General features: G+C 34.5%; 13 protein-coding genes. 6 read left to right on the top strand and 7 right to left on the bottom strand.

What is annotated here, in order from left to right; translation table 11 throughout:
* Window positions 1-18: 18 nt before the first annotated feature.
* Window positions 19-1,200, bottom strand: coding sequence for an NAD(P)/FAD-dependent oxidoreductase (locus Q4Q55_RS01825; protein WP_303371110.1), 1,182 nt, complete (start codon window positions 1,198-1,200; stop codon window positions 19-21).
* Window positions 1,201-1,204: 4 nt separating this feature from the next.
* The gene (locus tag Q4Q55_RS01820) at window positions 1,205-1,339 is read right to left on the bottom strand and encodes a ferredoxin (RefSeq protein WP_303371176.1); all 135 of its coding nucleotides are present in this window, start codon (window positions 1,337-1,339) and stop codon (window positions 1,205-1,207) included.
* Between the two features lie 200 nt (window positions 1,340-1,539).
* Between Q4Q55_RS01820 and Q4Q55_RS01815 the strand changes: the two genes are divergently transcribed.
* Window positions 1,540-1,974, top strand: coding sequence for a hypothetical protein (locus tag Q4Q55_RS01815; protein ID WP_303371109.1), 435 nt, complete (start codon window positions 1,540-1,542; stop codon window positions 1,972-1,974).
* Window positions 1,975-2,109: 135 nt separating this feature from the next.
* On the opposite strand, the gene Q4Q55_RS01810 is transcribed toward Q4Q55_RS01815, so the two are convergent.
* A complete protein-coding gene (locus Q4Q55_RS01810) occupies window positions 2,110-3,141 on the bottom strand; it encodes an NADH:flavin oxidoreductase (protein ID WP_303371108.1) in 1,032 nt (343 codons plus the stop codon).
* 439 nt (window positions 3,142-3,580) lie between these two features.
* On the opposite strand from Q4Q55_RS01810, the gene Q4Q55_RS01805 reads away from it, so the two are divergent.
* Complete coding sequence (locus Q4Q55_RS01805; RefSeq protein ID WP_303371107.1) at window positions 3,581-4,609, top strand: NOG1 family protein; 1,029 nt, start codon at window positions 3,581-3,583, stop codon at window positions 4,607-4,609.
* Window positions 4,610-4,663: 54 nt separating this feature from the next.
* Here the strand turns inward: Q4Q55_RS01805 and surE are convergent, their stop codons facing one another.
* Both surE and Q4Q55_RS01795 read right to left on the bottom strand, forming a co-directional pair.
* The gene (gene surE, locus Q4Q55_RS01800) at window positions 4,664-5,485 is read right to left on the bottom strand and encodes a 5'/3'-nucleotidase SurE (RefSeq protein WP_303371106.1); all 822 of its coding nucleotides are present in this window, start codon (window positions 5,483-5,485) and stop codon (window positions 4,664-4,666) included.
* 280 nt (window positions 5,486-5,765) lie between these two features.
* The gene (locus tag Q4Q55_RS01795) at window positions 5,766-5,939 is read right to left on the bottom strand and encodes a hypothetical protein (protein WP_303371105.1); all 174 of its coding nucleotides are present in this window, start codon (window positions 5,937-5,939) and stop codon (window positions 5,766-5,768) included.
* 269 nt (window positions 5,940-6,208) lie between these two features.
* Between Q4Q55_RS01795 and Q4Q55_RS01790 the strand changes: the two genes are divergently transcribed.
* Window positions 6,209-7,432, top strand: coding sequence for a nucleotide sugar dehydrogenase (locus tag Q4Q55_RS01790; protein ID WP_303371104.1), 1,224 nt, complete (start codon window positions 6,209-6,211; stop codon window positions 7,430-7,432).
* Window positions 7,433-7,717: 285 nt separating this feature from the next.
* Here Q4Q55_RS01790 and Q4Q55_RS01785 read toward each other — a convergent pair whose 3' ends face one another.
* Entirely contained in the window at window positions 7,718-8,143 is a 426-nt protein-coding gene (locus tag Q4Q55_RS01785; protein WP_303371103.1) for a hypothetical protein, read from the bottom strand.
* Window positions 8,144-8,457: 314 nt separating this feature from the next.
* Between Q4Q55_RS01785 and Q4Q55_RS01780 the strand changes: the two genes are divergently transcribed.
* A complete protein-coding gene (locus Q4Q55_RS01780) occupies window positions 8,458-8,751 on the top strand; it encodes a hypothetical protein (RefSeq protein WP_303371102.1) in 294 nt (97 codons plus the stop codon).
* A gap of 46 nt (window positions 8,752-8,797) precedes the next feature.
* Here the strand turns inward: Q4Q55_RS01780 and Q4Q55_RS01775 are convergent, their stop codons facing one another.
* Window positions 8,798-10,348, bottom strand: a complete 1,551-nt coding sequence (locus Q4Q55_RS01775; protein ID WP_303371101.1) for a flippase — start codon at window positions 10,346-10,348, stop codon at window positions 8,798-8,800.
* A gap of 117 nt (window positions 10,349-10,465) precedes the next feature.
* Between Q4Q55_RS01775 and Q4Q55_RS01770 the strand changes: the two genes are divergently transcribed.
* Both Q4Q55_RS01770 and Q4Q55_RS01765 read left to right on the top strand, forming a co-directional pair.
* Window positions 10,466-11,566, top strand: a complete 1,101-nt coding sequence (locus Q4Q55_RS01770; protein WP_303371100.1) for an oligosaccharide repeat unit polymerase family protein — start codon at window positions 10,466-10,468, stop codon at window positions 11,564-11,566.
* Complete coding sequence (locus Q4Q55_RS01765) at window positions 11,563-12,633, top strand: hypothetical protein (protein ID WP_303371099.1); 1,071 nt, start codon at window positions 11,563-11,565, stop codon at window positions 12,631-12,633. The genes Q4Q55_RS01770 and Q4Q55_RS01765 overlap by 4 nt, the downstream gene beginning before the upstream one ends.
* Window positions 12,634-13,660 lie beyond the last annotated feature (1,027 nt).

Below are 13,660 nucleotides of genomic sequence, written 5' to 3'. Positions count from 1 at the left end.
CATGATTGCAATGCTTTTTCACTGTACTAATTTTCCTAATTTGAGTGAAGCTTTTGGGGATATTTTAATTATTTTTTCAAGTACTTCATTAGCGGAAATCTCATCAAAGCTTTCTTCATGAAGTGCATGACCAATCTCATTTAATTCTTCATCAGACAGGGAATATATATAATCCTGCACTTCTTTATATCCTTTATTTTCATAGTCAAGTTCTTCACGAACCATTTTATCATATAATTTTAAGAATTTTTTAGAGCAATCCTCTTTAATAGCCTGAGCCGCTACCTGACCGGCATACATCCCACCAATCATGCCAGGAATAATTCCTTCACCGGTTAATGGGTTTACCTGACCTGCCGCAGCTCCGACAACCATAATATTGTCATCATAAAGTTTTTTGGTCATTCCTCCAGCCGGATCTCCTCCAACATTTAATTCGACAGCCTGAGCATTTTTTAAGTATGGAGACTTGGCGATGAAATCATCCAAGTATTCTTTAGCTGTTTTTTCTGCTTTGTGAGGAAGAATCCCTAAACCAACATTTGCAATGTCATCTCCTTTAGGGAAAACCCATGCGAATCCTCCAGGAGCACATGATCCAAAATGAAATTCACTGAAACCTAGTTTTTCGAATTCAACATTACACATTTCGTATTGTACACATGATCCCATTTCTTTTGCTTTTGCAGCCGGTTGAAGACCTGCCCATCTTGCGACATGTCCTTCAGGACCATCAGCTGCAATCAGTATTTTACATTTGAAATCCTCTTTTTTACCCATGGATTCTGTTTTGACAATAAAACCGTTTTCAATTTTTTCGATACCGGTTACTAAAGTTTTAATTCTGATTTCGGCACCTGCTCTTGCAGCATCCATAGCCATGTGTTTATCGAATACTTTTCTTTCAAGGACACAATCTGCTTCAGAAAGATTTACTTCATCTTTTGTTAACCATATGTCTGTTCCGTCGGGTGTTAGAATTCTCATACCATCAATTCTTTTGGCAATCCAACGAGGAGAAAGTTCGATTCCCAAATTTTCAAGACCTGCAACCGGTACCTCTTCAGCACATCTTTTTGGCGAACCTATTTCAGATTTTTTATCCATTAAAATAACTTTTGCGCCACCTAATGCAGCGTGTTTTGCAGCACTTGAACCTGCAGGTCCGGAACCTACTACTATTACATCAGTTTCAATCATATAATCATTCCTCTTTTTTTAAAGCATCATTTGGATATGAATTAATGCATGTATCGCAATCTTTACAGTCGTCATCGTTAAAGACTAATGAATATTCTCTAACTTGAATCAAATTTCTTGGACATACTCGACATATTATTTTTTCTTCTTTTACTTAATTAACTTATGTTTAAGATGAATTTTTTATGAGGGCATTTACGATGATATCCCAACTGGATTCAACATTAACATTAACATTTGCAATTTTAAAAGTTGTTTTTCCTTAATAATTTTGTCCTATTTTCCATTTTTAAATGTGCCAAAAAATATTAATACCCTGGAAAAATATAAAAATCTAATATGAAAATTTGGAACCCGGTAGCATTCTTTATAAGTTTAATAATGAGTCTAGTAATGGCTTTAATCTTTGCTGTGCCTACTGGAATGCCTCTTTGGTTATGTGTAGCATTATGGCCAATCAGATGGCCAGTAGCATATTTTTTTGCTAACTTTATTTGCAATCCGTTAGGGTTTAAACTGGCCGTTAAAGTGTTTAACTTCCAACCAGGACAAAAAACAGGAATTTGGAATCCAGTGCCCTTTTTTATTAGTTTGCAAATGAGTTTTATCATACCTCTAATTTTTGGTGTGACAACAAATTTGCCAATTGACCAATTTTTATTAATGTGGCCAATTCGTTGGTTTGTAGCTTATTGTTTAATTAATTTCATTGTAAGACCTCTTGCTTTCAAGTTAGCATTTAAAGTATTTGGTTTTAGTCCTGAAAATGCTTAATACTATTGAACTACCTCGAGCTCCACAGCTCGAGGTAGTTCAAAATATCAACTTATAAAAGTCTTAAGTATGAATAAAGAGCTACTTGAGAATATATTTACAACCAAATATTCATTCAAAACATTCACCCAACTATCATGGCAAATCCATCTCCCGCAAGATGCATTTATGTAAATGTGAGGAGTAACAACGATTGCAGGATATGCATTTTGAAATCACAGTAGAATCATTTTTCATCTTATTGGGAAGGTCAGGTTCTCGCAGGAGCGGCCGTGATAGTGAAATCATACTTATATTTGTCTTATTTATAATGTATTCCATTGTATCCTTGCTACGCAATCCACCGACAACAGATACAGGGCATGACACTGAATCTGCAATCTTAATGGCAGCGGATACGAAATATCCTTCATTGACATGTGCCCTGATTGCTGCAACAGAAGTGCCGTTGCCGCTGACCTCAATGGAGTCAATTCCAGAGCAATCCAGTATCTTACAGATAGCAATGCACTCCTTTTCATCCACACCTCCAAAAGTGAAATCGCTGGAGTTGATTTTTATTGTGATATGAAGTGTCGGGGCAGCCTTACGGATGCCCTCTATAATCTCAACTAGAATCCTGCATCGATTTTCTGTTGATCCGCCGTACTTATCTGTCCTGTGATTAGCTGCAGGAGATATGAAACGGCTCAGGAAAAAGAAGTGAGCGGCATGAATTTGGATACCATCAAAGCCTGCCTCTTCTGCACGTACAGCTGCATCGACAAACTGGCTGATTACCATCTGTATTTCCTCCACATACATATCATCCGGCTCCACCTGCATGTGCCTGCCGTTCTTTTCCCGATGATAATCCCCAAGAGCAATCTCAGTGATGACAGGGCAGCCCTCAGTGTGGATTATTTCTACCAACTCACGATATTGGTCAATCAACGTATCATCACACAGCCTCATCGTACCGTCCGAATTGTGATCGTGTGGAACAACACTTGTAAAGCCTGTGATGATTGCACCAATACCGCCCTTTGCCAGCTCGCAATAGATGTCGTAGGCTTCCTCCATCAAGCTGCCATCTGAATTTGCGATTCCTTCCCAAGTGGCAGAGCGTATCAGACGGTTGCGGACAGTCAGGTTATTCAATTCAACAGGTTCAAATATTTTTTTCATTAAAATAAACTCCTATTTCATTAGTTGTAAAAATAATTTAAGCATCATTTATTTTCCTTATGTTTAATTATTTAAACTATTACTCTTATTTTTTTATAATTTATGTTTAAAACATTGGCATAGAGATGAAAATTCATCCAAAGGAAATTATCATGTGGTATACCACAATCCACATCAAAACATTAGTTTGACTTCTATCTCCAGCCAAATAACTGCACCTGTATTGTACTGCCCTACATGATTATTCTATATCTAGTTTTAATATAATCAGTAATTCCCATAGTAAACATTTCATATTAATTATTATATAAAACAAATAATATACCAACTAAAATATCACAACCTTATCCACAAATTTAATTAACCTGCCAAATCTAAACTATAGTATAGAAAGGTTGAGAGAGAAAGCATATAAGCAACTGATATTTAGAGTGATATAATGATGATACCAACAATACCTACTCCCGAAGAATTGTTAGACAAGGGATTCAGCAGAGGTAAAAAACAGGCAGACCTAATCAGAAGTCAGAAAATACCAAAACATTTGAAAGGTAAAAGAATTGAAGAGAGAAGAGTAGTCACTTCCTGTCAGGTTATTAAAGATAAACTAAAATCAATTATCGATGCGGTTCCTGAAATTGAAGAACTTCATCCATTTTATCAGGATTATATTGACATTACCGTAGGGGTTGATGATATGAAACAATCTCTTGGTGCACTTAACTGGGCTTACGGAATCATAACCCAACTTGAAAAAGAATATGGTGCAAAAATCAGGAAAAACCCTTCTGAAAGAGCAACTGCAATTCAAAAACAGGCTTACGGAAGAATTTCATCTGTTGTAAATAAAATCAAAAAGGATTTGGATTTTTTGGATTTTGCAAAACAGAACCTGAGAAATATGCCTACAATTGATTTTGATGCAACTACAATCGTAATAGCCGGTTTTCCCAATGTGGGCAAATCAACTCTCCTAAAACAGATTACCGGTGCCGATCCTCAAGTTGCAAATTATCCGTTCACAACTAAGGGAATACAAATCGGACATACTGAAATGCATTGGAGAAGCATACAGATTATTGATACACCTGGATTATTGGACAGGCCCGTTTTAGAGATGAATGATATTGAGATGAATGCGATTGTGGCGCTTGAACATCTGGCCGATGCGATATTGTTTATTTTTGATGCATCCGAAACCTGCGGTTTCCACCTTGACAACCAGTATAACCTGTTAAAGCAGATTGAGAAAATATTTTCTGAAATTCCCGTTTACTACCTCTTTAATAAAATGGATCTGATTGAAGATAGGGAATATCTTAATGAATACATTGACAATGCCGACAATTCAATATTTATTTCGGCCATTGAAGGAGAAGGAATAGACGAAATCAATAAAGTCATACGCTCAATTAAAAAAATAGATAGAACTTCCAGTGAAGAAGACGATGATGACGAGTATTACTGATTGCAGATTCATGCATGCGGTTTGAAAATCAGATGCCTGAAATTCTTTCATCGACTATATTTTCCAGTCATTCAATTCCGTATAAGTCATATTTACATTAAGTGGGGTTAAACTTGGTCTTTTTTCCACAGTCAACGCATATCCGTCGCTTCCAACCTCATAATCCCTAACCAAATCAGAGACTATCATGATTAAATCATCCCTGTCCTGACTTTCATCGAGAGGATAGTTGAATATGTCTTTTTTTTCCTCATCAGTATTGTCAATGACTTTCTTATCAAGCATTTTATGGGACAGGCGAGTGATTTTAACGTCTTCACATTCATAATTTGAAGGCACATTCAGGTTAAATAAGTCAACGCCCTCAGGAAATCCTTCATCGATTATTTTTAAAACGAGATTGCGCAAAACCTTTTTTGCCAATGTAAAATCATAGTCCACATACCACTCCCCATTTTCATCCTGTTTGTAGGAAGTTTTAGGGTCTACAAATAACGAAGCAGCTATTGCAGGAATTCCCAAACTGGCCGCCTCCAGAGCTGCACAGACAGTGCCTGAAGAAGTGACATCACAGCTTATATTTATGCCCTGATTTATCCCTGCTATAATCAAATCCGGTTTTTCGTCCATAAGGTAGTCTGCACCAACGACTACAGAATCTGCAGGAGTGCCTGAAAGAGAATAGGCCAAGCTTCCATCATCAAGTTTGTAGCGATTAATTTCCAGATGATTAAATAATGACAAACGACGCCCTATACTGCTGTTGTTCTTATCGGGAGCCACAACAACAACATTTCCCAAATCCTCAATTGCCTGTTTTGCAGCCAGTATCCCCGGTGCAAAAACACCATCATCGTTAGTTATTAAAATGTTCATAATGTTCAAAACCTTTTTAATGCTTAATTCAATATTATATAATCCATATTTTAAATAGTCTATCCGAAAGAAATAGCTTTCACTAACCGATATAACATCAAAAAACATGACCTTCGAAAAATGCCATGCTTGGGTAAATCTGTCATTGACAGTTACTTTTATCGATTTTGCGAATATTATATATGGATCCGCTTATAAGAATCAAACCCTCAACAACGAACAACAAAATATGATATTTCCCATACAAACGCATCTTTATCCAATGTTTTACACAATATCTTCAATTATTGAATAAATGCTTGTTTCTAAGTATTCCGTCGACAATGATTAGCAATGCCAGTACTGCTGTGAAAGGTCCCATCATTCCGCTTCCACTGAGAAAATGAGATCCAACAAGAATGACGATTCCGCAAACAATTTCGACGATGCCATAAACATTCAATTTACCTGCCATGCTTAAACATATATTGAATCATGGATATCAACTTTACTTTTCACATCTCCGGGTGAAAATTCTGATTTTTGAAGATTTCAAAACAATGTATGGCATTGAATTTCAATCATAGCATATACTATTTAAATCAGATGATACATATATTAAGAATTGAAAAGAGCATTTTCAAAAGTGACAGTGCTGCCGTTTGTGCAATTCAACCTCAAAGAAATGATGTACTTTTGCACAATCAAGATAAAAAAAAATTGATAAATAGGAGAAAACTTAACATGAAAATTACAGTTGCAGGTGTGGGATATGTAGGGCTTTCACTTGCCGTTCTACTTGCTCAAAAACATGATGTTACAGCAATCACAACTACAGAATCAAAAGCAGAAAAACTAAATCAGTTTATCAGTCCAATACAGGACGATGAGATTGAAAGATTTTTTAAAGAAGCACGTGAAGGAGAAAGAAAACTTAATCTTAATACAACTACCGACAAGGAATCCGCATACAAGAATGCCGAACTTGTTATCATAGCCACACCAACAAATTATGATGACGTGAACCATTTCTTTGATACCTCTGCCGTTGAGGACGCTATAGAATGGACCCTTAAGGTCAATCCGGACGTTCTCATGGTTATCAAATCAACAATACCTGTTGGCTATACAGAATCCGTGAGAGAAAAATATGGAATAAAAAACATAATATTCAGTCCGGAATTCCTTCGTGAGTCCAAAGCGCTTTACGACAATCTCCATCCAAGCCGCATAGTTGTTGGATGTGATGATAATCAAAAAGAAGAAGGGCAGATGTTTGCAGACCTTCTTCTGGAAGGTGCAAGAGAAGAGGAAAAACGAGCAGGTTCTCCTGAACAGGACATTCCAGTGCTTTTAGCGCATTTAACTGAATCCGAGGCAATTAAGCTTTTTGCAAACACTTACCTTGCCGTAAGAGTGAGTTACTTCAATGAGCTTGATACCTATGCCCAGACCAAAGGCCTTGATACACAGATGATAATAGACGGAGTATGCATGGATCCTCGTATCGGAGGACATTACAACAACCCTTCATTCGGATACGGAGGATACTGTTTACCTAAAGATACAAAACAGCTGCTTGCAAATTATAAGGACGTTCCGCAGACCATGATAGAGGCAGTGGTTCATTCCAATTCCGTGCGCAAGGAGTTCATTGCTGACCAAATCATTTCAAGGAATCCTAAGACTGTCGGTGTTTACAGACTCACAATGAAAAGTAACAGTGACAATTTCCGAGCATCAGCAATACAGGGCGTCATGAAACGCATTAAAGCTGAAGGAATTCCAATAATCATCTATGAGCCAACATTGGATGATGGAAGCGAATTCTTTAAATCCGAAGTGGTGAATGACATTGACCGTTTCAAGAGCGAAAGTGATGTGATTATTGCAAACCGCTTTGATTCACATATCCTCGGCGATGTTACAGATAAGGTATACACAAGAGATTTATTTAGAAGAGACTGAAAAGAGTGTTTTAACAATTTAATTAAAACACCTCAAATTTTCTTTTTTTATCAAGTGTTGAATGTAATTTTCAATGCCCTTTTTTCATTTCAGAGAAATTATTCCACATATCAGGACAATGCGAAAACTACCATTATCTTAAGGTGCGAGAGCGCAATGAAATATTATTGCGGCAAGTCCTATTTCAACTCCCAGGACTAGAGTCATGGAAAATAATTCGATCGGATGCAAAATTGTATTTTTGGCTTTCATATTCAACATGACCAATAACTCAAAACCCAAACACTAGTCTGTCAAATTATCTATTTTATCAAAGAGTTTTCCATATTTTTTAAAGAGATCAGCGATTTCATCATCATTTCTGGACATTAAAACCATCTTCAGCTGTTTGTCATCCTCAGAGATTTTCACCAGACTTGATTCATAACCGTCGGCAATGATTAATGATTTGATTTCATTGAATGTATCCTCGGTTAAATTATGCCTTCTTGTATGGTTGAATACATCCATTGCATGAATAAGTCCCTTTTCCGGTCTGTCAATGCAGGAAGACATTCGGATTTTAGTAATCATGTAATAGGGAGCTTCAATCTTATCCCGACGAAGCACAACCGTAATTTTTGACATCACATGGTCATCATCGCAATTTTCATTAATGAATTTAATCATTTGAAACTGTTTTATGCTTGCATCATCATTCATGAAATTCATGTTAATATATTCTTTTTATAGCTATTTATAACTTAGGAGCCTTGCTCATCACATGCTGAGATATGATTTAAATAACAGGATGGCGATAATAATAATAACTAGGCAATGGAAAGTTTTGTTTTAAATTTTTTTAAGACAAAATAATTTAAGCCATAATTCCCATAAAGTCTCAAAAGCAGTTGCAGAATAATCCTATTCCTAAAGAATGTGCGAAGGAGGAATTATTCGATTAATGATTTTGAAAACATCCAGTGGCTTTAAAAACTATTGGAACACAATGTTAAAAATAATTTTAAAATAATGGGGGAGAAATCATGATTACAGTAGAGGAAAAAGAGAAAATTAAAGAGGAAATAGTGACCAAAGTAAACTCCGTTTTAGAGAAAAATAACGAATCATACAGAATGGATAAAGTAAATGTCCTAAATAAAAATGAAACTGTTAAATTCATGGGAAACTACAGGGTTTATGACAGGAAAAATTACAATTCTGTTTCAAGAGAGATCAATACTTTCTTAAAGAAATACGGAGACGTCAACATAAAATCTAAAAAAATCCGCGATAGCGGCATGAAATTTACAACCGTAAGCTTTAATTTCGAACTATGAATCTGAAAATACGCATACGAACATGTGATTCAGATTTATCACTTTTCTATTTTGCATAGTAGTTCTTTTTTTCAATATATTTAACTATTTTAGGAGTATATTTTTTTAGTACAGGTATTTTGTTAATATACTGGCTAAAAAAGGTTATATCACGTTTTGTTAAAACTTTTAACCTTATTAATGATACGCAATAGATGGCACTGCCAATTACAATTCCTATAATCAAACCAATTAATGTTTTAGGAATTAAATAACAAACTGCCATTAAAATTAAATTGCAAATTAACACTAGCAATATATTTTTCCATGGAATTGATATTTTGGTGGTCCTGATTACAAATAGCATTATAATAATCATCAATATACATGTAGTTATTGTTGTAGCTATGGCAGCACCTACAATACCCATCAGTTTAACAAAAACTGCATTCAACACAATATTTATTACAGTGCCCCCAAGCAGTATATACATCGGCAATCTGGGATTTCCAGTGCCCTGAAGTATGCTGCTACTAATCATGTATATGCTATAAAAAGACATTCCTATTACCAATATGCTTAAAACTCCTGAACCCGGAGTATAAACATTTCCAAACAGTAACTGAATAATAGGCATGCTGAACATGCTTATCATTACACACATTGGAATGACTGTAAGAATGCAATATCTCAAACAGTCCACAACATATTCCTGCAATAATTTTTGATTTTTTAAAACATAAGCTTCCGCTGTTGCGGGAAGCAATACTGTTGAAATTGATAGTGAAATAACTAAGGGAATTCTTGAAATAGGATCTGCGGCATTATAAAACCCAACATCGGTAGACAACATTAAAACACCTATAACCAATGTGCCAACATCATAAATTGCCATTTCAGATAATGCAGTAATAGCTACAGGCACCGCAAAACAGATTAACATCCACAATAATTTTAATTCCTCTTTAAGACTTAAATCCAATGAATCTTCAGAATAGAACATCGGACTGATGAATTTTTTATATAACAATACTGCAGTTACAGCCGAAACAATAAAACCGAATGCTCCTCCCAATACTGCTCCCATAGCATATAATCCGCAATAGACAAATACAACAGCAAAAACAATTGTTGCTAACTGTTCGGCCATCCTGTTATATACAGTATATTCATTTTTATAAACTCCCTGAAATGCACCTCTCATAGCCCCTACAATTACACTAAAAGGAGTTATTAGACTAACGGCTCTTAATGGCCATACGACCATCGGTTTGTGAAATATTACGTTTGCAATAAAATCTGATGAAAATAATAGGATAATGCTTAACAATATTGCCATTAAAACCATGAACTTGGTTGCAGTATAAATAACCTGCCGGGTCAGAGCTTTTTCATCTTTTGCATTATATTCTGCAACATATTTTGATATTGCAGGAGGCAATCCTCCGGCAGATAAAATTTGGAATATTCCCTGAAACGGTAAAGTTAATCCATATAAACCGTATCCTTCCGGTCCGAGCATTCTACTCATTAATAGTCTGTTAATGTAGCCGCCCACTCTAAAAAGTAAGTTGCCCACTACTAAAATGAAACTATTCCTAAGTACCTTATTAGACATGTTCCTCACTTGATTGAATATATTCATCAAAATAAAATGTTTATATAACTTTATAAAAATATAATTATATATTTACTATTTATTTGAGGCTAATTAACTATTTTATGGTAGATGATTATGGATTATAAAAAATATGATATTTTTTCACCAATGGTATTTGTTCTATTGGTCATTGTTTATTTAATATCTTCAGGAATAGCCTTTAATTATCATTTAAATAAGTTAATTGGTGTTGATTTATACACCATTGGAATAATATTCTTAGGAATCCTATTTTATATCATAGGAATGATATTGTCAAATTATTTCCTTAAGAATAAAGAAATCAATATAAATTCTGAAAAAACAGATAAGATTTTCTCAGAGCGCTTAGTTTTATCACTGGTAATAATTGGAATATTGCTTCAGATAGTGAATTTAATCTATTTGGGAGGAATTCCTTTATTTAGCGGTTATCTTAAAGCCCGTGCAGCAACAAGGATATGGCTATTGAGTTATTTAATCTTTTTACCTTCGATTAATATCCTACTGGCAAAATACGATAACAAAAAATATTTTCTGCTCTTTATATTGGGTTTACTGCTGTTCGTATCTACCGGTTATAGAACAACTGCAATAGCCATTGTAATAAGCGTGCTGATAACCTTGTATTATACCAAGGATCTGGCCTGGAAATATCTGATATTATCCATAATTGCCATATTTCTATTGCTGATGGTAGTGGGATATATTGCGGTTAAATCAATTGAATGGCAAAGCTGGACAACAACTCCAATTGAACTGTTATTTTATAGGGCAGGATACACTTTACAGGTCCTAGACCGTGCAGCATTTATGCAGGGAAGCACTCACGGCCAGTTATTATATAATACCCTTATGGGATTTTTTAAATCTTCAGATCCAAGGGTAATTGTCGGCTCAACCACATTAGGATATGCGCATTCAACAACTTCAACAATTTTTGGACCGGCATTGCTGGATTTTGGAGTATATGCAATGCTATTGCAAATGACAATCTTGGGATTCATAATTAATTTAATCTATAAAGTACAGATTAATGTCAGGAGCATCTTCATTGCATTGTATGCGATATTGATGGCTCATTTAATAATATGGATAGAAACAGGACCTACTGATCTGGTCGTATTTTTATTCTATTTAATTTCAATAATTATAATGATTTATCTGGTCAATATTAAAAAGGTGAGTAATAAATGAATATCGCTGTTGTAGCAGAAACCGCTCCGGCAAAAGCCTTAATTCCTATAATTGAAAAAGTCAATGCAGATATTTTATCTTTAACCCATAGTGACGGGGCAATGGAATTATTGAGTCCCTATAGTAATGAAATTTTTTCAATAGGTGAAGGGCGAAGGAACACAACAAAGAAAAGAAGCAATTTTACAATCGCAAGACTGGTTTTAAGAGATACTGTCCGCACATATAAGGCCTTAAAAAAACATCCTGTTGATTTAACGATAACATGCGGGAATGCAGGAGACGTTCGTAAAGGAATCGCAGCATCAAAAAAATTAAATCTGCCCAAACTTCATATAGAACAGGATATTTATAACCCCATAGAAATGATAGCCTATGCGGATTTAATCACCGTTCCGAATAAAACAGCTGCAAAACAGTTAGAAGAGATGTATGATATTACAAATACTGTAAATATTAAAGGATATCCTCAGGCAGAATATGTAAAGAGAGTTCCAATATTGGAAGCTGAAAAAATATATGAACAGTATCGGCATGATGATTTTTATGTTCTTTTTTTAGGCGGAGATACAAGAGCTTCAGATATTCCCGAAATAATTAAAGAAGTGGAAAAAATAGATAAAACAATACTGGTCATTCCATTCAGGTTTGAAACATCCACTATAACACCCCATATCACCAAAAACAATATTTTTGTTGTTGAAGGTTATGTTGATTTGATTAGTTTGATGAATGCTTCACAGGGAGTAATTTATTGTGCAGGAATGGGATTGACAATCGAAGTCGGGGCTTTAGGAGTTCCAGCGGTAAAAATTTTGGGTTTCCATACCCAACATGCAAGTAATGATTTGGCTCAGGATTTAGGAATAAATGTTGCTTCCGCACAGGATATAAATTATGCCGTTTCCCGGATGAAAAAACCTCAAGGCAAACGTTTAATTAAAAATGGTTGTAAAGCAAGTCTTAAAGTAGCTGAATTAACTGCGAATATGGACTCGTTTGACCAAAATTGTGGCGGTTTAAGTAGTTTAAGGAAAATCTGGAATCAGAGAAAACAGTACCGATAGGATGTTCTTAATTTTTGAAATTCTATTTACAAAAAGGAAATCAGCGAAAAATTGTATAGATACCCTTTTATCGGATTTGTGTAATCAGGAATTTTACTTTTGAAGTAAGTGTATTTTAAATTTTCCAAATTCTTGAAAAACATAAGAAACATAAGAATCATGAAAATTTTTTATGTTTTTATGTTTTAATAGGTTGCTTTTGAATATTGTTTAAATTATTTAAAAATAGTTCATTGAAATTATTTATCTTTTCCAGTTTGTTTTTTGATTTATCAATGAATATGAAAGTTGGTTTGTCGATGTTGATTAATTTAGCTAATTTTGAAGCAAGAATATCATATATTTCTTTATTGTCATTAATAATAAATATTTTTGAAGTGTGACTTTGTGTGAAAACACGCTAATCTTTTCTTGAATGTTAGTATGTAAAATCAGCGCCAACATTCGGGATGTTGATGAAAATGGGATAATACTTTTCTGGATTTAATTATTTTGAAAATATTTCAAGTAGGTGTGATGGGATTCGAACCCACGAAGCACTAAGCAATAGGCCCTGAACCTATCTCATTTGACCACTCTGACACACACCTATGAGAAAAATTGATTTAACTTTTAATTTGTAATTCAATATTTAAATACTTTAAATATATTTGCACATGAGTAAGATTGTACTGCTACTTTCTGATACCAATATTCCTATACCTCATACCCAAAGAGAATTATGAAAAAATTTATAATTATTGAAAAATTACCTGAGGATTTTAGTTTAGAATTTGATGAAGAAATCCGACTCATTCAAGTTCAAATCGAATGATATGTGGAGCAATATTCAACAAATATTAAATAAAAACAATTGATAATATTCTAATCTTTTTAGTGAAAGATATTCTTAGCTAAAGGACATCATGAAAAATTGTATAGTAACCATAATAACAGGTTAAGTAATCAAAAATTTTAGTTCGAAAGTAACTATATCTTTAAAAATTTACTAACAAAAAGGAAGTCGGAAAAAAATTGTATAGTTACC

The sequence above is a fragment of the Methanobrevibacter sp. genome, from assembly GCF_030539555.1.
Taxonomy (GTDB): domain Archaea; phylum Methanobacteriota; class Methanobacteria; order Methanobacteriales; family Methanobacteriaceae; genus Methanocatella.
Note: the sequence above shows the minus strand (reverse complement) of the source record. Positions and strands in the feature narration are given on the sequence as shown.

What these genes read in the sequence shown, in the direction of transcription:
- Q4Q55_RS01795 (WP_303371105.1), bottom strand. Translation starts at nt 5,939, where the DNA reads ATGGCAGGTAAATTGAATGTTTATGGCATCGTCGAAATTGTTTGCGGA.
- Q4Q55_RS01790 (WP_303371104.1), top strand. Translation starts at nt 6,209, where the DNA reads ATGAAAATTACAGTTGCAGGTGTGGGATATGTAGGGCTTTCACTTGCC.
- Q4Q55_RS01780 (WP_303371102.1), top strand. Translation starts at nt 8,458, where the DNA reads ATGATTACAGTAGAGGAAAAAGAGAAAATTAAAGAGGAAATAGTGACC.
- Q4Q55_RS01815 (WP_303371109.1), top strand. Translation starts at nt 1,540, where the DNA reads ATGAAAATTTGGAACCCGGTAGCATTCTTTATAAGTTTAATAATGAGT.
- Q4Q55_RS01770 (WP_303371100.1), top strand. Translation starts at nt 10,466, where the DNA reads ATGGATTATAAAAAATATGATATTTTTTCACCAATGGTATTTGTTCTA.
- Q4Q55_RS01785 (WP_303371103.1), bottom strand. Translation starts at nt 8,143, where the DNA reads ATGAATTTCATGAATGATGATGCAAGCATAAAACAGTTTCAAATGATT.
- Q4Q55_RS01810 (WP_303371108.1), bottom strand. Translation starts at nt 3,141, where the DNA reads ATGAAAAAAATATTTGAACCTGTTGAATTGAATAACCTGACTGTCCGC.
- Q4Q55_RS01805 (WP_303371107.1), top strand. Translation starts at nt 3,581, where the DNA reads ATGATGATACCAACAATACCTACTCCCGAAGAATTGTTAGACAAGGGA.
- surE (WP_303371106.1), bottom strand. Translation starts at nt 5,485, where the DNA reads ATGAACATTTTAATAACTAACGATGATGGTGTTTTTGCACCGGGGATA.
- Q4Q55_RS01825 (WP_303371110.1), bottom strand. Translation starts at nt 1,200, where the DNA reads ATGATTGAAACTGATGTAATAGTAGTAGGTTCCGGACCTGCAGGTTCA.
- Q4Q55_RS01765 (WP_303371099.1), top strand. Translation starts at nt 11,563, where the DNA reads ATGAATATCGCTGTTGTAGCAGAAACCGCTCCGGCAAAAGCCTTAATT.
- Q4Q55_RS01775 (WP_303371101.1), bottom strand. Translation starts at nt 10,348, where the DNA reads ATGTCTAATAAGGTACTTAGGAATAGTTTCATTTTAGTAGTGGGCAAC.